This window comes from Glycomyces luteolus (assembly GCF_027622875.1).
Classification (GTDB): domain Bacteria; phylum Actinomycetota; class Actinomycetes; order Mycobacteriales; family Micromonosporaceae; genus Glycomyces; species Glycomyces luteolus.
Genome location: NZ_JAPZVP010000006.1, coordinates 1 through 19,584, shown reverse-complemented (window position 1 = coordinate 19,584; position 19,584 = coordinate 1). Strand labels below are relative to the sequence as shown.

The window sequence follows — 19,584 nt, the reverse complement described above, 5'->3', positions numbered from 1 at the left end:
AGGAGAATCCGTGAACAGACACCATCTGAGCCGCTACCGCGCCGCACTCTCCAATCTGATCGAATGCCGCAGCCACCCTCGACTTGCAGAGCGGGCGCTCGCCCGCGAGACCAACAGGATCGGCGGCAACCCCGCCACGCCGCTTCTGGTCCTGGCCCGCGGTCACGTCCACACCATCGTCGGCGCGCTCGCGACTGCGGAACTCGACGCCGAGTCCGCCCGCACCTGGGCCCGAGCCGTGTTCGAGCGGCTCGCCTACCTCGACACCGGCGGCAGGCCGGTCGCCGCCGAGATCGGGTACCGGTTCGCGATCTACAACACCGTCGAGATCCTCGCCTCCGACCCTCCTCCGTTCACGCTCGATACCGATGGATTCGCGCGCTTGGATGCGCTGCTGGAATGCCCCGACGTTCCCGAAAATGACGGCGACTGGGACGAGGACACCATCGCCGCGTTCAAGGCGCGGCAGCACCTGCTGCCCCAGGGAGCGGGCCTGGACCTCGACCAGATCCAGCAGCACCTGGAGTCCGCGATACTGGAGGCCGACATCCGCGGCATCCCCGACCCGCAACCGGTCCCCTTCTTGCTCGCGGTGGGCCGGCCTCAACCCGGTGAACACCTCCAGCCGCCGCTCGGCGAGGGCGAAACCGACATGGTCGGGTTCGACCTGTGCGATCAGTCGTGGATGATCCGACCTGGCCCCGCCCCCGGCATCGCCGCCCTCTACCGGGCTTCAAAAGGCCGCCTGAGGCTGGCTGCCCACCTCGTCCACGACAAAGGCGTATACGAGCGGCTGCTCCCGATCCCCGATGCCGCCCCCGCGCCGCCACTGGTCATCAACACCATTCCGATCATCCTTGCCGACGCACGCGTTTCGGGACTGCGACTATGACGTGTCAGCGGTCAGCCACCGGTCTAGAGCTACTGCGCGGCTGAACAACCGGCCGCCGCGAGACCACTTCAAAACCGTTTCGCGCTGCTTGCGTGGATAGCCGGGTGCGCGCACCCCGCGCACCCGGCGCGGAACGAGCCGCGCACCCTGCCTATATAAGGAGCCTGGATCTATCGGTGTGCGGTGAGACGATGACTTGCCGAACCGAAATTCTTCGAAGCCGCCGCTGGCGGTGAACCGCTACGGCGGTCTGGACGTGCCCTTGTCGGTGTGGACCGTCAACGGAGCGACCGACCTCGTGGCGGGGCTGCTGGTGGAAATCGCACCGACGGGCCCGGTGGCCGCGATCGACCTGCCCGGGTGGACCGCGATACCCATCTCGGGCCGCTGCACCCGCGCCTATAGCCGCTCTCGCGCCGCTAGCGCTCGGGAGCTCGCGACCTTGTCCGATGCCGCCCGTCAGCGGGTAGCGCACCATCTCGTCAACAGGACCACGCTCGCTGGGAAGTTGCGCTCCGAGCGCGGCTTGGGCATGGTGTGCACCTCGAGCTGGCTTCTCCACTGCACCGGAGGGCTCGACGCCGCGATCAGCGCGCTGCGACCTGACGGGGTACTCGCGGTCCTCGGTCGCACCGACGAAGATGCGGTCGACATCGCCACGCTCGTCGACACCGACGCCACCGGGGGCCAAGCCTCGGCACTCGACTTCGCCGCGTACCTAGTCGCGACCGCACCTGAAACGCTCGATGCCGCCGTCCAGGCCGCCGAGGGCGAGCAGGTGGAGGTCGAGCGGCACTGGGCGGTCGGCGTCTGGTGCAAGCGCGCCCAGCGGTCGGGAGGCGCCCGTGCGTAACCCGAAGATCTCCGTTCCGAGCGTGTGGGCGACCGGCCAGCTTCAACCCCGACGCCAGCGCAGCAGCGCCTACGTTGCGGGCAACCGGCACCCGGCGAAGATGTGGCCGGCCATCGCCAGGACCGCGATCGAGCGGTACTCCCGGCCCGGCGAGGTCGTGCTCGACCCGATGGCCGGCGTCGGCACCAGCCTGGTCGAAGCGATTCTGGCCGGCCGCTGTGCCTACGGCGTCGACCTGGAAGCCGAATGGGTTGCCCACGCCCGGGCGAACGTCGCGGCAGCACTCAAGACCAGGCGCGGCCAGTGGGGCGAGGTGTTCCAAGGCGACGCCGGCGACCTCGCCTCAATGCTGGACGGCAAACGCCTGAAGGCACCGGTAGACATGGTGCTCACGAGCCCGCCGTACGGGGCGGTGACCCACGGCCAGCCCGATACGGCCCGGGTCACCGGAGGAGCGATCCGCAACCGCAACCACCGCTATGCCGAGGGCAAGACGGCCGCCGAATCGCTGGCGACCTCGTCGCTCCCGCGCTTGTCCTCTGGGCTGGAGCGGGTCTTCGCCGGCTGCTACCTGGCGCTCAAACCCGGCGGGCACATGGTGGTCACCGCGCGGCCGTTCACCGACGCCGGGCGCCTGGTCGACTTCCCGTCCCTGGTCGTCCGAGCCGGACTCGCGACCGGATTCGACCTCGCCGACCGGTGCGTCGCGCTGCTGTCGCGCTGGGACGGAGCCGTACTCCGCCCCCACGCGACGTTCTTCCACCTGACGAACACCAGGAACCTCCGGGCGCAAGGGAAACGAGTCGTCCTGCGCGCCCATGAGGACGTGCTCGTCTTCCGGACGCCACGATGAGCCGACCCGAGCACCACGCCCGGCCTCCGACGCGGTCGACGGTTGCCCAGAGTGCATCAGGAGGTGCGGCCGATCAGCCGATCGACCGCTCCTGCTGCGCCCGTTACCGTCAGTTGATGCATGACGGTGCGAACATCCCTCTTCCTATCAGTCGCAAGCAGCAGATCGATGTCCGATCACTCTGGGGCCATGAAGCGACCGCGTTCACCCCGTGGCTGCTGGCCAACATTGACCAGCTCAACATCGATCTGGGTGTGAGCATCGAAATCGTCAGTAGGGAGCACCCGGTCGGTGAGTTCTCCCTGGATCTGGTCGGCACCGATCTCGTGACCGGGGCAACGGTCATCATCGAGAACCAGCTCGAAGCCACCGATCACCGCCACCTCGGGCAGGTACTGACCTATGCCGCCGGCACCCAGGCCTCCACAATTATCTGGATCGCCACCGACTTCAAAGAACCACACCGGGCTGCGCTTGACTGGCTCAACCAGCACACGCCGCCGGGTATCAACTTCTTCGGCGTCAAGGTGACAGCCTGGGATGTCGGTGCGACTGCGGTAGTGCACTTCGAGCCGGTCGTCACGCCCAACGAATGGAGCAAGAAGACACGCTCACGTACCGTAACCGCGACCACGCTCAACGGGGAACTCCTCGTCGAATTCTGGACCCAGCTCATCAGCCGGACACACGAACTCGGACTCGGCTGGACCAGCCGCAGCGCCGGCCGCCCATACCGGGGCCTCGACTTCACCTTTGGCGCCCCCTCAGGGGCTTTCTTCGACGTCCGCATCAGCCGAAAGCACTTGGTCTCCGCCTACTTCGACCCCGACCACGACCGCTTCGCGCGCCTCATCGAGGACCGTGTGACGCTAGAACAGGTATTCGGTAGCCCGCTTTCCTTCGACGCCACCGGGACTCGAACGAAGATCTCCGGAACCCGCGACGGCTCCATTGAGGACCGCGAGCACTGGCCCGACTACATCCAGTGGTTCATCAACACCCAACAACGGCTCCGCGCCGGACTCAGCGCCGCGCTAGCGTCCAAGCCCAACCCGCTTGTCGGCCAGCAAGCCCCTCCCGCAGGCAGCCCAGAGAACTTAGCGGTTAAGCCGCTTCGGTGTGGGCGGCGTCGTACTTGGCGATCACCGAGTCCGAGATCTTCCCCCGGGCTTTCACCGGCAGATGCTGCTGCTCGGCCCAACGGCGAATTTCGAGGTTCCGCTCCTTGCCGCCACGGTTCGGAACACGTCTCACTGGAGCTGGAGAGGCGGCCCGGGCGTGATAGCGGCCGAGGCGAGTCCCGAACTCGCGATAGGCCGTCAACCGGTCCCGCAGCTCTGCCGCATGGGCCGCCGACAGGTCGATGCTGTACAGGTAGCCGTCGATACCGAACTCGACACTCTCTGCGGCCTCGCCCCCATCGATGTCATCGCTCAACGTGATAACGGTCTGTTTCGCCACGATATGTCTTCCTAACAGGATCAATGATGTCCGCGATATCGACGCCATGTCATCGTTTGGACGCGAGGTTGCATGGGGTGCCGACTGGCGGAGCGCCTAGCTTAGTGCAGCATTCGCGTACATCGTAGCGAAGGCGCAGTCCGCCGAAGCAGATCTCTGCGCCCGAGTGTCTGATGACCTCGCTACGTCCCCGGCATTCGAGGTCGGAGCCCGCGATGTAGCCCTGCCGGTATTTCGGAGGGGCGCTGGCTGATCCTGCTCGTATCAATCACTGCGAGAGTACGTGCGGGCTTGCGAGAATTCGAAATTGGCCCAAGGAGTTTCGTGAACCCGCTTGAAACTTTGTGGTACATCGGGGATGCTTGAGCCAGAGTTCACCCGGCCAGGGAACCCAACCTGAGCGAGGTGTCATGACTTTCACCAGAAAATCCGTGGAAATCTTCTACCCCATCCGTATGACTGCCGAGCAGGCTCATCAGCATCCCAATAGCCTTGCCGTTCCGGCGTCCGCGGTGGGCACAGTGTTTGAAGTCCGTCTCAACGTCCGCGGTATCCGTTGGGAGTGGACCGAGACGGCTTAAGCCACGGCCAAATCACTCCAAATAACGCAGGCTGGTGGGTGGCCTTCCGACGACTCTTCGTAGGCCCCCGCCGGCCCTTCTTGGTATACCCCAGTCGGAAGCGAAGTTCAGTATTCTGAACGGCTTATGGCTGTTTTGAGATGAGGCACCATGGTGGCAAAAGGCCAGAAGAAACCAGTTCATAAGGGGGGCAACCCCCTTGCGAAGCCCATCAGGCACTTTTCGCTCCCGTCCCTTCTTGCCCTGCTTGAAGCGGCCTCGGTCTCCCCTCGTGCTGCACAGCGAGGCTTGTCGATCGCTGCGCTCTTCCACACCGCTGTCTCGCGAGGAGGAGAGGGAATACGGACCGCAACCGCGGCGGACCTTGCCAAGATGGTTGAAGCCGCATCAGATAAGGTCCCGGAAATCGCCAGGATGGACGATGCGCAGCCCTATGACGCCAGAGACGAAGTGCTCACGCGCTGGGGCGCCGATCTGTATCGGGTTATCCCTGGTTCTCTTGAGCGCCCGTCCGCGAATCTGAACCAGCTTGCCCTGCTGGCGAGGTCGATTGACGGGTACCTTCGCCGCGACCTCGGCTTCGGCATTGGGGATGTCGGCGAGGTCGTGCTGAGGCGGATCAGTGGAGTCGCAGAAGCACTCGCGCCGCATTGGCCCAATGGAGAGATGGCACCGGCGCGGGCCACGCCATCGATCACCGAGCCGGAGCTTCTCGCCGCGGGGACACTGCCTGTGATGCCTGACTTCCTTGAGGCTTGCGAAGATTCGGACCGCGCGCAGCTGGTGGTAGAGCGGTATTTCCTTCCACCCGCGGAACTCAAGTTCAGGCCTTCAGATCCGCTTGCCGTCTTCGGGTCCGCGATCGGTGTGATGCGGCGCGGGAACGCCCTCTGGCTCCCCGCAGGCAATCTCGTTGAGAGCTTGCTAGCAATTGGTGCGAACCTTGCCGAACACGCGGCGGGCATGGGCACTCGGGCTGACGAAGTCTTCCACAGGAACGTATTTGGGCATGTGGCGAGGCTCCTCGAAGGGTCGGGCCACACGATCCTGGGCCCGATCAGCGCCGGCTCCAGCAGCCCGATCCACTCGCTGAACGTGTTTGGAGAGCGCCAGATCCTGGCGCTGGACGTTGCAACCGGCCTGACACCTGAACTGGTGCAGGCCCGCCTTGAAGACGGCGCTCGCACGCTCGAGCAAATTCGGCCGGGCATCGAAGTTCGGAGCCCTGTAAGAAGCTGGACGATCCCCCAAGATGCCGAGATTGTGCATCTGCAGGTGAGCGCAGGTCCCACGGCCGGCCATCCCATTGGGGCTGGCTACGCGCTCGCCACGATGGAAGACCTCGAGTGGATTCTCTACTCAACCCAGGAAAACAGGGAGGACTTTTGGTACTTCGTGCGTGACCTCGCCAACCCTCCTGGCATTGCGGGAGTCTTCGCATGGGATCTCATTGACATGTGGGAGGTTTGGAAGCCGAGCAAGAGCTTCTATACCGGTGGCGTCACCGTGAATTCGATGCTTTTCAGCCCGCACGCGGCCGCTGCTGAATGGGCGGAAGCCGCAAAATCAGCTGCAACTGAGCGAGCGCTCCAGCGGTTGGCCCTGCCGCCGCTGCGAGAATGGCCGAACGTGGTGATCGAGAGCCCTCGCCGAAGCGTGGTGGGGGACATGAACCAAGGACAGTGTTATCAGATTCTGCCGTGGTCCGTCCCAGTCGCCATCGCAAGGCTTGACCCGGATGGACCTCCTGCTGAGGGCGGTACTCTGTGGGATCTCGCCACAGGAATCGCCTGGAAGCTCACTCACAGTGCTGACGCGTTCCAAACTGCCGCTAGCGCTTCAGCGCTAGGTTCCGTGCGGATCGAGTTCAAGCACCAGGACCGCGCCAGCGGCCCGGCGCTCTCCCTTGAAAGCCTGGAGGGCGGGATTCTCACCTTCGGATGGGATAGCCGCCTGCAGATGGCGCTCGGCGAAAGTTCCTTTGGGATCGAAACGATGTGCGGGGAGCTGATTGCGCAGGCGTTCGAGCAGGGACAACGGACATCCTTTACAAGAGCCTGGGAAGCCGCACCACCAGGCATCCGGGCCGACGGTTACTCCCTGCGTCAACAGGCGCGCCACCTACCAGACCCATTGACCAGCCACGAGTCACTTCGCAACGACATGCGCCGCAAGCTCGCAGCGCACCTTCTCGCCGAGGGCGTCTCGCCGGGAAGCCTCACCGGCGATGCCGCCAAATTTTTCGAAAGCGAGACTGTCTTTCCCTGGCTGAAGCAGCAATTCCACCACGAGATCGCGCACCTACAAGGCGAAGACTTGGCTATGTTCGCAGCCACACAACTGGAGTGCGCGAACCGCAAACGATCCATGCTCGATCGGCGCCTCTCATGGCGGCAAGGATTCGCAGTTCGAGGGGACGACGGCATGTCTCAGGAGCGCGAGCAGGTCGCCCGCTCGACCAGAGTCATCTCGTTCATCCTCGAGGAAGCACTGGCCTCACCGCCAGCAGGCGAAACTCGCGTCGACGACTTCCAGTGGAGCAAAGCGCTCGCTACCGCAGACCTGTGCATCGATTCATGCTTCCGCAGCGATGCCCTCCACCATCAGCTTGCTAAGACCTCGTTGGAGATCTCCAATCTCCACGAGCTCAACGTGCTCGACTCCGAGGAAGCCACCGACGTCGACATGGCGGCTTACCAGAGCGCGCGATCTAACGCCATGCGCCCAGAACCCGTCCCCATCGCTACAGATCAACATATTGCTGACTCTGACCTTGAGGACGATCAAGCCCGGGCGATTCTAGATCAACTGCCGCAGTTTGCCTCGATTGATAGTGCTATGAAGTCCTCGCTCGGATTTGGTATCGACGCCCTCGCCGGCGTACTCAACGTCGCAACGCAATGGGAAGCCACGGATCACACACCGGTCGCCAGAACCACCCCGGAAGCGTTCATCTCCGAGGCCACCGATCTTGCTGTCGGCGCGACCACTGGCGAGTATGCGGCAGCCCTCGACTGGCTTACACTGCGAGGTTCGGACTTGAGCGCCGAGCCGATCCGGCATTGGGAGACCGAGCGCAGGTCCAACCGAGTCACTACCAGGCCATTTATTGAACACGGCGATAGCATATGGGTCATGCCATGGACCGCCGAGACGGCGCTCAAGATCTTCACCGTCTACCTGGAAGATGGCCGACTCCCTTGGCCCAACACCATATTGCCGCAGCCTCTTTCCAAAGCACTCGATGCCTATCGGTATGAACGCAACCTCGCGTTGGAGAAAGACTGTGTCACCGCTCTGGCCGACCTGGGATTCATCGTCCAGGGATCGATCAAACCCGAGAAAGCACAGTACTTCGGCATTGACCACCTCTCGGGTGAAATCGACGCGCTTTGCATCGACTCACAGCGATCACGGATCTGGGTAATCGAGGCAAAAGACCCATACACGCCTTATTCGGCCTATCAGACCCGTCGACTTATCAACGACTTTCTTCGGCCCAAGAAGTACGTCGACAAACTAGTGATCAAGGTGTCCGACATTCAGAGAAACGCGGTCAGCGTCGCAGCGAAACTTCATGCACCTGACCCCGGTCGCTCCTGGAGCATCCATGGCCTGATGGTGACCAGGCACGTAGAGGCTGCAGCTTTCGCAGTGGAACCGAAGGTCCCGTTTTGCACGGTCAACGACCTTACCGAGATGGTCGATCAAGAAGAGCTGCCAGGGTAGGCATGACAATGTCTAAGCCGTATAGGTACTTGCTGATCTGCGCAAATTGGTTCGATGATTGATCCACGAGCTCGATCGACTCAGTGAAGGTCGCATAGAAACCGAAGTTTGATCCCTCGGGAGCCGCAGGGCATGGGCGAAGGTCTGACTTGTTGGTTATTTCTGGATGCTGATGAATGGCAGGGGTTTGCGGTGGCCGCGAGCGTCATCGCCATCGGCACCAGGTGCGTACCCTTCGTGCCTCGGCCTCGTCTCTCGCTGTAGGCTCGTTCGGTGGAGTTCGACGACCTGAAGACGCAGCGTCTGCTGCTGCACGGCATTTCTGCCGATGACCGCGACTTTATCTTCCGGTTGTTCTCCAACATCGAGGTCAATCGCTACCTGTTCGACGCGGAGCCTGTCATCGATCTGGCCGGGGCCGACGAGATCGTCACCGACTACACCACCCGAAACGCTGGCGACTGCCACCGCTGGGTGCTGGTGAGGAAGGACGACGGAGCGCCTATCGGGACCTGCGGCTTCCACTGCTGGGACCAAGCAGCGGGCTCGGCCGAAATTGGCTATGACCTGCTCCCGTCCGCCCAAGGATCGGGCTACATGGCCGAAGCGGTGAACGCCATGCTCGGCTACCTGCACGGCGACCTGGGCATCAGCCGCGTAACCGCTTGTATCTACCCTGAGAACGTCAAGTCTGGGTCTCTCGTCAAGCGGCTCGGTTTCGTCTGGGGTGGCAAGACTCGGAACGAGATCTACCTTGGCGTCACCTACCCGCACCAGCTCTACGTGCTCGACGTCCCGGGTGGCCAGGACGCCTGATCCGGTCCCCGACGATCCAGCACGGCATGGGCGACTGTCGGTCTGGTCGGTTATGCCGTGATGCCGATGAATGGCAGTGGCCTGTAATGGTTTCGCGCGTTGTGTCGGGTCGCTTTGGCGAGGTTGTCGACGCCGGCGAGGCGGAGTGCGCCGATGGCGAGGTTGCGGAACCCTGCCATCGCGCGGGGCGCGTTTCCGGTCCTGAGCCGGGAGGCGTCTTCGGCGAACGTCGTATCTCTGACCAGGTGGTGGCGGTTCTCGATGGTCCAATGCCCGCGGACCAGGGCGGCGATATCGCCCGGGCTTGCTTGGTGGGCGTCGAGGGTGGTGACGGCGTAGAGGATCTCGCGGGACTGCTTGCGACCCTTGACCTGGCGGCGTCGATGCAGTCTGATCGCGCTCACCGCGCCGGGGAACGGCAGCCCGCCCGCGGCCGGGTCGATCCCGCAGACCTTGACCGACCGCGACTCAGATCGGCCGTGTCCGGTCCCCGCCTCATGCCCGCCGCGCCCGACTTCGCCCCAAGGCAGGCTCTTGAGCTGGCGGTACAGCGTCTTCTGGTTGGCTTTTACGATCGCGACATAGTGCGCTCGCTTCTGATCGAGCAGCCAGGCCGCCTGGGCCTTGACCGTGTGCAGCGCATCGAAGGTGACCACGGCGTCCTCGAGATTCATCCAGGCCAGCAGGTTCGTGAACTCGCCGGTCTCGTTGGTCTTGACCCCGACGTTCCGCTGCGCGAGCGTGACCGCCGCGGCATGATCGACCGCCGAGAGCAGGTGGACCCGCTTCCCACCGGCGTTCTTCGAGCCGCGCAAGGTCTTCCCGTCGACCGCGACCGCCTGCAGAGCGGCATTGGCATCGACCTCGCAGGACGCAGCGGCGCGCCGGGCGGCCAGCCAAGCGCAGATCGCCCGATCCAGCGCGTCGGCATCGACCCCGGATAGCACCCTCACCAGGCACCGACGCGAAGGCGAGCGCCTGCGGCCCAACGGATGACGTCGCACCCCCAGCCCCGCCAGCACCTCCGAGGGAGCATCCGCAGCCCACTCGGCGATCGCTTCAACCGTGACCGCCCCGGCCACCACGGCCGCGGCGCAGAGGGCCAGCAGGCTGGACAGGGAGTACCAGCGTCCGCACCGACCGCGCGAGTCCGGCACCCATGACAAGTACCGACACAGGTCAGGGACCGATTCAAGATCGATCGGTCCCAGCTTCGCGAAGCTATCTGCGATGGGAGAGGATATCGGAGCAGGCACGGTTCTCCTTGGCGTTCAACAGGATTCAGCACCCGTATGATCGCCCGGACCGTGTCTGCACTGTCATTGCACCCCAACCCGTCTCACCACCGCGAACCCGACATCACCGGCCTTCGCCCGCGCCCTGTCGGGAGCCGGGCCTTGGCGCCATTTGTAGGCCGCTGTTCGGTACCGCGCGTCCATGACGCTGTTCGCCCATCCCAACGCGTTGTGCTGCGGTGCCGCCGCATCGTAGGAGTCGTCCGTGACGAGGTGAAAGAGGACCCATCTAGAGTCGACTCGTTGAATGCACCATTGGGTGAAGTTTGAGGACAGCCTTCCCGAGAATCGCTGGGGGTTGTGCTTTTCCTGGCGCCAGACGATGTGGCTCTTGAAGTTGTCGTTCAAGAAGGCGTCGGATTCAGCTTTGGCTCTCGCAGGGTCTGCGGCTTGCAGAACGACGGCCAAGAGCGCGAGGTAGAGGCGTTCGTGGTCATGGAACACACTGAACGTGAGGTCGGCGCCTGGTGGGAATGTCTCCAGCGAGGGGCGGTGGAGGGCGTCTGCCCACACCGGGAGCGAGCGCGGCACCTCGAGGCCGTACATCTTGTTCTTGACGGTGCCGAGCCCGTGCCAGCGCTCAACTCCGAGGGTGAAGCCGTCGCCGCTGTTGAATGCCGCGACCAGCCCGATACCGACCCTGGGTCCGTTCGCGAGGATGTTGCTGATGGAGGAGGCCAGGGATGGGGAGTCCACGATCGTCTCGGCATCGTTGATCAACAGCATCAGGCCGTGGGGCACCGGCTCGCGCTGGCCTGCGGCTCGGTCGGTAACCAGATCGGAGACTTTGCGAACGGCGGCGACTGTCGCCTCGGGCGAGGTCGCGAATCCCGTGTAGGTCGGTGCCTCAACTGCGGAGGGTAGATGGAGCCGGTCAGCGGGATCGCAGAGGTAGGTGACGAACCTGCCTGACAGCTCGGCCTGATGCTTGATGACCACGAGCGTCGACGTCGTGATTTGAACGTCCTCGTTGACAAGGTACCCACTTTGCACGTTGCCTTGAGGGTCATGGAGGACCCACTGCGTGGGCTCGTCGTCCTCGACATGGCGGCCGATGGCGATGCTGCCGGTTGCGGCGTCGTACGTGGGCTCGCCTTGGTACTCCGGTGCTATCGCTTCGGTGGCTTCTCGTGCGCGCTCGTCCACGATCGAGGCGCGAAGGCGCCGTTCAGACTCGATGAGGTCGGCAGCCAGCGGTGCCGGCGCTGACTGGCTGCCGGTTCGATCCGAGAGGAAGACCGACTCTGGCTTTCGTGCTGGCGGTGCCTCTTCGCCGAACGTCCGGAACATGAGGTCTCGCTGTTCGGCGAGTTCGCTGAACATCTCTGGCGCCTCTCGGATCAGGCGAGCGCCCAGACGCCATTCGCTGATCTCCGTGGCGCTGATGCCGCGCGGGACTGGTCTGCGCGGTGCGGGCGGGACATCGTGGAAGATGAAGTGGCTGCGGCGGGCCTCAGGCTGGGTCGTGGTGGAGAATCGCGCGAGGCCGCCGCTGGTGTCGAGATGTACGCTCAGCAGCCGGAATCCGGCTGACCGCATGTTGCGCATGGGTGAGGTCTGCCGAGGCGCCTTCCATTTGCGGAGGTTGACGTTGTACTCAGGTGCGAAGTGTGAGATGAGACTGTGCTCGATCAGATCGACGGAGATGGCGGGGACGGGGCCCATGTCGTCGCCGAACACGCGCTTGTACTCGGCAAGGTTGATGCCGGGCTCGAGGTCGTCGATGTGGTCGTCAGTTGACCAGGTCGATTTGAGCAGTCGCAGTGGGGTGAGGAAGATGTCCATGCCCTGGCCGTGGAAGTCTTCGTAGATGACCTGTAGCTTTTCGTGCTGTGCGGTTCGTTGTTCTGCGGTGCGTGAGCCGTCGCCGTAGGCCTTGCCGATGTAGAGGATCTCGTGGCGTGCGAGTGCGGGTCCGCCTCCGGAAAGGAAGGCGGCCAGGGACCAGGAGTCGCCGTGGAGGTGCGCGCCTGGGAACTGGAATGAGAAGTAGGAGCCGTCCTCGTGGGTATGGAAGGTCGCATCGTGATCGTCGTCGGCATACGCTGCGCCGTGGACCGAGACCGATTCGCCGGCGCCGTCAATCCCCGATTCACGGAACGCGACGGTCAGGATGCCTTCGCCGAGATCTACTGAGCCGGGGATGATGCGGACTGCGGGCCGAGCCGAAATGATGTACCAGTGGCACCCTGCGAGCGCATCGCCGAGATCCCGCCGGTTGAACCGCCGTTGGTATGTATGCTCCACTGCCACTGTGTAACCGAGTGTTCCTGCCACGACCTGATGTTAGGTAGGTTCGGCCAAACCCGCCAGCCCCAAAGCACACTCCGTAGGCGACTCAAGTGCTCCAGTTGTGCTGCTTCGGCTTGCGCATCCTTGCGGGTCGGCAACGTTCCCTGCATCGCTGAGCGCCGTTCGGCGTCAAGGAGGCCGGCGGCGAGGGCGGTGCGGCGCAACGCCACGTCGGCCACGCGCGCCGCGCTTACGGTGTTCGCGTGCGTGAACGCGTTCTTGACGCCGTGTCGTCGAGGACGGCGGCGAGGGTGGCGTCAGAGATGCGGGAAGGCATGGGCACTTCCCAGACGTACGGCATGTCGTGTCGCCGACCGCGGCAACCGTCGGTGAGACTCTGCGCATGAACACACACGAGAATCGGGACGGTACGTCATCCAGGCCGCGTGGATTGAGGTTGGCGGCCTTCTCCTGGTCGCGCTACTCGCCGCGCTCGTGGGGTACCTCTTTACCAAGTACCTTGAGCACCGCAAGTGGTTGCGGCAAGTCCGGCTAGAGGAATATGAAAGCTACGGCCGACGGCTATGGACTACCTTCGAAGCAATCCACTTCGATCGTCAGCTCGACGTGGAGGACCAGCGTCGAATTCGCGCTCTGGGAGAGCGCATTCAGCTTGTCGGAAGCGAAAAGGTACGCAATCTTGTTGCCGCCCAGTCTGAAACGCTCGTAGCGGCGGCCGGAACCATGTCCGAACACGATGAGGCGATTACGTCGTGCCTCGAGGCGTTCCGAAATCTGGCTTGCTCAGAGCTCAAGTCAAATAAGTAATCTTCAGCCGACCACCTGAAGAACTTCCAGGCGTCAGCGTCGAGGAGATTGAGATGGATCTCCTCGTCCTCCGCAGCAGCTTGATGAAAGAGCTCGAGGTTGTCGACCGCGACGTTGCCTGGCGTCTTGTCAGGTGCGGTGACAAGGAGTCTAAGGGTGCCGTCGGCGCTACCGCTGTTGATGGCGTCGGCCTGTACTGGGCTGAGAGGGTCGACATGAAGTGTATGGAAGTCGGGTCGCTCGCTGGTTGGGTCGAGCCAGTGAATCCATACGTCGCAGACCTCTTTGCCGTCGGCTGTAAGGAATCCCCTCGTGCGGTTGACCATGCATCAGAGTGTAGGTACTGAAATGCTGGGATGCGTCGCTTTGGCAAGAGAGAAGGTGCACGGGTACGAGACTGGGACGGCAGCCGATATTGAGAACGTTCGCACAGGTAGAGTGCAGGTTTTGAAGTCGCGCTCTCTGCCAGTTGGAGTAGTACAGGTGGCACTGTGAACCGGCAGGAAGACATGCTACCTGCAGGGACACGAGTGTCTAGGTGAGCCTGGCGGTGATCTTGGCTGGGGGAGAAGCTGGACTTTCACGCCGAGGCAAATTCTGCGGTGAGATCATTGCCGTCCTTGTCGTACGGCACTTGGACAAGGAAACTCGGAGAGGAGTCGTGTTCGGCCAGTTCGGGGGCGTACGAGTCTATGACATGACCCCGTGCAGGTCCAAGCGAGGTCTCCGGCGAGCGCTGCAGTGAACTCACGCCAATTCATCGCTCCATACTGCCCCAAGCCAGCTTTCCACGCTCAACCGCGACTATGGCGATCCTGAGCACCGGGCGCGGCTGCATTGTTCTTCGCCGCCCTCATGTGCCAGGCCGCGTGTCGCGATCGCAGGTCCGGCAACGATAGTCGCGAAGTTGGTTGCGGGACCTGCATTTCTTGCATGACCAATACTCTGGTTGCGGGTTCTCAACCCAAGCATCGACCGGTCGGGCCGAAAGATCAGGATCGCAACGCAGGGCGCTGAGTACCTCACCGCTGGAGTCGAGTTGCGGTACTGAGGAAACCGCGATCCATGCCGCGTATCGGTGGCTTGCATTATCGGAGGCGACCGCTTGTCGGAGAAGGGAATCGGATTCGGGCTCTGCCGAGAGGATCGCGACGCAGTACAGCAGCGCCGCTCGTTCCCGAGGCCAGTTGGACATGTCCTTGGCCAGAAGCTCATGCGGATCCCAAGGGGCGTTCCGGAGGTCGCTGAGCACGTTGGCCGCTGCCCAGGCGATCCACGAGGAATCTGCTTCGAGACAGGCCAGCAGTACAGTCTTCTGCTCGGCTGCGAGCGCGGCGTCGATGTCGACTCGCGGTGCGGGTGGTTCAAGGGCCTCGACGAACACGACATACCAATCGTCGCTCGAGCTGCGTTGCTGGTCACCAGCCAAGCTCGTCTGTTGCAGGTGCCTTGCTTGCGCTGCGACGGTTGCCTTGTCGATGCCGTGGGCGTCGGCCATGGCAGTCAGCCAGGCACGGCGGAGCGTTGCGGGGTCGTGGACGAATGCTCGATCGACGGCGTGGATGCCGGTGGCGCTGAGCCTGGTGGCCTCGGCGAGATCGCATACCTCGGAAAGGGACCACAGGTCTCCTGCGTCTTGGTCAGTTTCGGGTTCGGCCAGTGAAGCCAGATCGGCCAGGAACGTCGCTTCGGCGCGCCTGAAGATGGTTGTTTTTTCCTCCGTGGAGGACAGCTTCGCGTACCAGGGAACGGTCTCGATGCCAGCAAGGGCAAGAGCGAGGTCAAGGTGATGGGCGATGTGTCTCGGGGCATCGACTGCGATCTGCTTCGCTCGTTCTCCCATGCCGTCGGCAAGTTCATCAAGGCGTCCTGCGGCCGCCAGGGCGACTTCCGCAAGCCCATCAGGGAGCGGCGCCTCAGCCAATTGGATTCGTATTTGACCTTCCCTGGGCAGGTAGGGGTCGTCCGCGGGCACTGGCTGCTCCAGCACAGAGGTGACGAGGGCTGCGCCTTGCATCGACAAGGGGCGCGCGTCAGCGCTGGCGTCGGTGAGTTCGCAGAGTGCTGCTGCGATCTTGGACTCCCCGCTGTCAAGCTGGGCGGCCGCGAGAACTTCGTTTCGTCGGCCGCGGTGTTCAGCGGGCGTTGGCAGCATGGAGGCGGCTTGGACGAATGGCCACGGTCCAGGGTTGCGGGTGCGGTCCTCGGACATCGGGAAGTCCTCCGAAGGCTCGCGTGGCCATCGTTCAAGGGGCAGTTCTCCTTGCAGCGAGGTGTGCACGCCGTCGGCGAGTTGTTCGAGGGTTCGCGCCGTGGCGGTTGGGCTGAGCGTGGCGAGGCCTCGGATGGCGAATTCTGCGGCCATGAGCGTGGCATCTCGGTTCCCTCCCTCGCCGGCATCGAGCAGTGCGTCCATGATGCGGGGGTTGAGGCCGCTGGCAAGCGCTATGGCGCCGTCCGAATCGGTGTAGGTGAGGGCCTCGGCTAGCCATGCGGCCAGTTCGCCCTGTGAGCACGTGGCTGTCCACATTGCCGTAGCGATCTCGGCGAACACTTTGCTTCGGGCGGTGAGGACTCCAGCACCGTTCACCACGAACACGGCGACATGCTCGTCCCAGAAGCGAAGCACCCCATTCGCTGCCTCATGTGCTCTTGCCGGCGGCATGGCCCACTGGTCGGGGTCGCGGAGCATCGTGATGAGGGCATCCAGGGCGTCGTTTCGCGAAGCGGTCGCTCCCCCGTCGAGGATTCGTCCGAGGACGACATAGCCGTCCAACAGCATGTTGGCACTCAGCTCCGCCGACCATCGTCGAGACGGGTCTGATTTCCGCAGGTCCAGTTCCCATCGGTTGACGGATTCGCTCACGGCGCGGTGGAGCAGGGCGGCACGTCCCTTGGGCAGGTCATCGTTTGCGGCGCCGGCGCATACCAGCGCCAGCAGAATAGACAGCAGCGGGACCTTGAGCAGTTCGCTGTGTTCGGCCCTGGCGTCCCTGATCCAGGAGCGACGGGTATCGAGCCACTGCTTCCGTTCAGGTTCGGGAATGCGTGCCTCGGCGCAGGCGCCCAGGACGCGGCACACCGTTGCGTATAGGAATTCGGGCGGCTCCAGTTCTACTGTTGGCAGGCGCAGCCGTACGGCGGTGGCCTGAGCACTGGCCCGCGTCGCCAGCACGAACCCGGTCTTCGGATGTATCTTGCTGAGGACTTCGCTTAGCTGCTGGGCAGCCCACGGGGCTCGTGCATCGCATTCGTCGAGGCCGTCGCAGAGCAGTATGGCTCGACCGTGGCCCACCTCGTTCGACAGGTACTCGGCGAGTGCGGTGCGATGGTCGGCGGTGACGGCATTGGCGGCGGCAGCGTCGATGATCTTGGCGATGGACCATGAATCGGGCTCCTGCTCCATCAAGCGCGGGAGTGAAACCCGGATGGGGACAGGCGCATGGGGATGGTCTACACAGTGTGCTGCGATTTCTCTTAGTGCGACCGATTTTCCGGAACCTGGTTGGCCGACGAGGAGCATCCGTCGCCAGCGCCGCAGGCATGGCAGGAGGTGTTGAGGTAGTCGTTCGTACTCGCCGCTGATCCGCAGGCCGTCGACGAGGTTATCTTCAATGATGGGTGACAGGTCTTCTGCGAGCAAGGACAGGTCAATCCTGCCGGCGTCGGCTCGCAGATGGTCGCGATAGGCGCTGACGGCGTTCATTCTCGCGGCAGCGTGCATGCTAGCGGGGCCGCCGTGTTTCGCGATCACCACAAGACCGGTCCGGTGCAGCTCGGCAATCCAGTCGTGGATCCCGCTGCCCAAGGCCTCCCCGGCCTGGCGGTGAAAGAAGTCGGCGAGCACTCGTACCGCCTGCAGGCCTTGATCGTTGGCGACAACGCGGTCCATGAGCGCTGCCAGGAGGTCGGTAGCGGTTCCCCTCCCGGAGGTGTGCGGCAGATGCAGCACCCGCGCCCGCTTCAGAACGCAGGGCATGGGCGAAGGTCTGACTTGTTGGTTATTTCTGGATGCTGATGAATGGCAGGGGTTTGCGGTGGCCGCGAGCGTCATCGCCATCGGCACCAGGTGCGTACCCTTCGTGCCTCGGCCTCGTCTCTCGCTGTAGGCTCGTTCGGTGGAGTTCGACGACCTGAAGACGCAGCGTCTGCTGCTGCACGGCATTTCTGCCGATGACCGCGACTTTATCTTCCGGTTGTTCTCCAACATCGAGGTCAATCGCTACCTGTTCGACGCGGAGCCTGTCATCGATCTGGCCGGGGCCGACGAGATCGTCACCGACTACACCACCCGAAACGCTGGCGACTGCCACCGCTGGGTGCTGGTGAGGAAGGACGACGGAGCGCCTATCGGGACCTGCGGCTTCCACTGCTGGGACCAAGCAGCGGGCTCGGCCGAAATTGGCTATGACCTGCTCCCGTCCGCCCAAGGATCGGGCTACATGGCCGAAGCGGTGAACGCCATGCTCGGCTACCTGCACGGCGACCTGGGCATCAGCCGCGTAACCGCTTGTATCTACCCTGAGAACGTCAAGTCTGGGTCTCTCGTCAAGCGGCTCGGTTTCGTCTGGGGTGGCAAGACTCGGAACGAGATCTACCTTGGCGTCACCTACCCGCACCAGCTCTACGTGCTCGACGTCCCGGGTGGCCAGGACGCCTGATCCGGTCCCCGACGATCCAGCACGGCATGGGCGACTGTCGGTCTGGTCGGTTATGCCGTGATGCCGATGAATGGCAGTGGCCTGTAATGGTTTCGCGCGTTGTGTCGGGTCGCTTTGGCGAGGTTGTCGACGCCGGCGAGGCGGAGTGCGCCGATGGCGAGGTTGCGGAACCCTGCCATCGCGCGGGGCGCGTTTCCGGTCCTGAGCCGGGAGGCGTCTTCGGCGAACGTCGTATCTCTGACCAGGTGGTGGCGGTTCTCGATGGTCCAATGCCCGCGGACCAGGGCGGCGATATCGCCCGGGCTTGCTTGGTGGGCGTCGAGGGTGGTGACGGCGTAGAGGATCTCGCGGGACTGCTTGCGACCCTTGACCTGGCGGCGTCGATGCAGTCTGATCGCGCTCACCGCGCCGGGGAACGGCAGCCCGCCCGCGGCCGGGTCGATCCCGCAGACCTTGACCGACCGCGACTCAGATCGGCCGTGTCCGGTCCCCGCCTCATGCCCGCCGCGCCCGACTTCGCCCCAAGGCAGGCTCTTGAGCTGGCGGTACAGCGTCTTCTGGTTGGCTTTTACGATCGCGACATAGTGCGCTCGCTTCTGATCGAGCAGCCAGGCCGCCTGGGCCTTGACCGTGTGCAGCGCATCGAAGGTGACCACGGCGTCCTCGAGATTCATCCAGGCCAGCAGGTTCGTGAACTCGCCGGTCTCGTTGGTCTTGACCCCGACGTTCCGCTGCGCGAGCGTGACCGCCGCGGCATGATCGACCGCCGAGAGCAGGTGGACCCGCTTCCCACCGGCGTTCTTCGAGCCGCGCAAGGTCTTCCCGTCGACCGCGACCGCCTGCAGAGCGGCATTGGCATCGACCTCGCAGGACGCAGCGGCGCGCCGGGCGGCCAGCCAAGCGCAGATCGCCCGATCCAGCGCGTCGGCATCGACCCCGGATAGCACCCTCACCAGGCACCGACGCGAAGGCGAGCGCCTGCGGCCCAACGGATGACGTCGCACCCCCAGCCCCGCCAGCACCTCCGAGGGAGCATCCGCAGCCCACTCGGCGATCGCTTCAACCGTGACCGCCCCGGCCACCACGGCCGCGGCGCAGAGGGCCAGCAGGCTGGACAGGGAGTACCAGCGTCCGCACCGACCGCGCGAGTCCGGCACCCATGACAAGTACCGACACAGGTCAGGGACCGATTCAAGATCGATCGGTCCCAGCTTCGCGAAGCTATCTGCGATGGGAGAGGATATCGGAGCAGGCACGGTTCTCCTTGGCGTTCAACAGGATTCAGCACCCGTATGATCGCCCGGACCGTGTCTGCACTGTCATTGCACCCCAACCCGTCTCACCACCGCGAACCCGACATCACCGGCCTTCGCCCGCGCCCTG

The 19,584-nt window shown here is 63.9% G+C and carries 13 protein-coding genes and 1 pseudogene; 7 read left to right on the top strand and 7 right to left on the bottom strand.

Going from position 1 to position 19,584, the window contains the following annotated elements; translation table 11 throughout:
* Window positions 1–10: 10 nt before the first annotated feature.
* The 3 genes from O1R50_RS08875 to O1R50_RS08865 all read left to right on the top strand — a co-directional run bounded on the left by O1R50_RS08875 (window position 11) and on the right by O1R50_RS08865 (window position 2,598).
* Complete coding sequence (locus O1R50_RS08875; protein ID WP_270109609.1) at window positions 11–892, top strand: hypothetical protein; 882 nt, start codon at window positions 11–13, stop codon at window positions 890–892.
* Between the two features lie 196 nt (window positions 893–1,088).
* Entirely contained in the window at window positions 1,089–1,745 is a 657-nt protein-coding gene (locus O1R50_RS08870; protein ID WP_270109608.1) for a hypothetical protein, read from the top strand.
* Window positions 1,738–2,598 (top strand): TRM11 family SAM-dependent methyltransferase, encoded by an 861-nt coding sequence (locus tag O1R50_RS08865; protein ID WP_270109607.1) that lies wholly within the window; start codon window positions 1,738–1,740, stop codon window positions 2,596–2,598. Before O1R50_RS08870 ends, O1R50_RS08865 begins: the two co-directional genes overlap by 8 nt.
* Before the next feature lie 176 nt (window positions 2,599–2,774).
* Here O1R50_RS08865 and O1R50_RS08860 read toward each other — a convergent pair whose 3' ends face one another.
* A complete protein-coding gene (locus tag O1R50_RS08860; protein ID WP_270109606.1) occupies window positions 2,775–3,164 on the bottom strand; it encodes a hypothetical protein in 390 nt (129 codons plus the stop codon).
* Between O1R50_RS08860 and O1R50_RS26305 the strand changes: the two are divergent.
* Window positions 3,126–3,605, top strand: a pseudogene (locus O1R50_RS26305) (DUF4268 domain-containing protein); the annotation flags it as partial. The gene O1R50_RS08860 and the pseudogene O1R50_RS26305 overlap by 39 nt on opposite strands.
* Before the next feature lie 97 nt (window positions 3,606–3,702).
* Here O1R50_RS26305 and O1R50_RS08855 read toward each other — a convergent pair.
* Window positions 3,703–4,059, bottom strand: coding sequence for a histone-like nucleoid-structuring protein Lsr2 (locus tag O1R50_RS08855; protein WP_270109605.1), 357 nt, complete (start codon window positions 4,057–4,059; stop codon window positions 3,703–3,705).
* A 953-nt stretch (window positions 4,060–5,012) separates the two neighbouring features.
* Here O1R50_RS08855 and O1R50_RS08850 point away from each other — a divergent pair.
* Entirely contained in the window at window positions 5,013–8,369 is a 3,357-nt protein-coding gene (locus tag O1R50_RS08850) for a hypothetical protein (RefSeq protein ID WP_270109603.1), read from the top strand.
* A gap of 273 nt (window positions 8,370–8,642) precedes the next feature.
* A complete protein-coding gene (locus tag O1R50_RS08845) occupies window positions 8,643–9,185 on the top strand; it encodes a GNAT family N-acetyltransferase (RefSeq protein ID WP_270109597.1) in 543 nt (180 codons plus the stop codon).
* A gap of 50 nt (window positions 9,186–9,235) precedes the next feature.
* Here O1R50_RS08845 and O1R50_RS08840 read toward each other — a convergent pair whose 3' ends face one another.
* The 4 genes from O1R50_RS08840 to O1R50_RS08825 form a co-directional block, all read right to left on the bottom strand.
* Window positions 9,236–10,441, bottom strand: coding sequence for an ISAs1 family transposase (locus O1R50_RS08840; protein ID WP_270109596.1), 1,206 nt, complete (start codon window positions 10,439–10,441; stop codon window positions 9,236–9,238).
* Between the two features lie 63 nt (window positions 10,442–10,504).
* Window positions 10,505–12,757: a hypothetical protein gene (locus O1R50_RS08835; RefSeq protein ID WP_270109602.1), complete on the bottom strand. Its 2,253-nt coding sequence runs from the start codon at window positions 12,755–12,757 to the stop codon at window positions 10,505–10,507.
* Window positions 12,758–13,380: 623 nt separating this feature from the next.
* Window positions 13,381–13,866: a hypothetical protein gene (locus O1R50_RS08830; protein ID WP_270109600.1), complete on the bottom strand. Its 486-nt coding sequence runs from the start codon at window positions 13,864–13,866 to the stop codon at window positions 13,381–13,383.
* Between the two features lie 527 nt (window positions 13,867–14,393).
* Window positions 14,394–17,600: an NACHT domain-containing protein gene (locus O1R50_RS08825; RefSeq protein ID WP_270109599.1), complete on the bottom strand. Its 3,207-nt coding sequence runs from the start codon at window positions 17,598–17,600 to the stop codon at window positions 14,394–14,396.
* Between the two features lie 58 nt (window positions 17,601–17,658).
* On the opposite strand from O1R50_RS08825, the gene O1R50_RS08820 reads away from it, so the two are divergent.
* Window positions 17,659–18,201 (top strand): GNAT family N-acetyltransferase, encoded by a 543-nt coding sequence (locus O1R50_RS08820; protein ID WP_270109597.1) that lies wholly within the window; start codon window positions 17,659–17,661, stop codon window positions 18,199–18,201.
* A gap of 50 nt (window positions 18,202–18,251) precedes the next feature.
* Here the strand turns inward: O1R50_RS08820 and O1R50_RS08815 are convergent, their stop codons facing one another.
* On the bottom strand, window positions 18,252–19,457 hold the full coding sequence (locus tag O1R50_RS08815) for an ISAs1 family transposase (protein ID WP_270109596.1): 1,206 nt from the start codon (window positions 19,455–19,457) through the stop codon (window positions 18,252–18,254).
* Window positions 19,458–19,584: the final 127 nt, after the last annotated feature.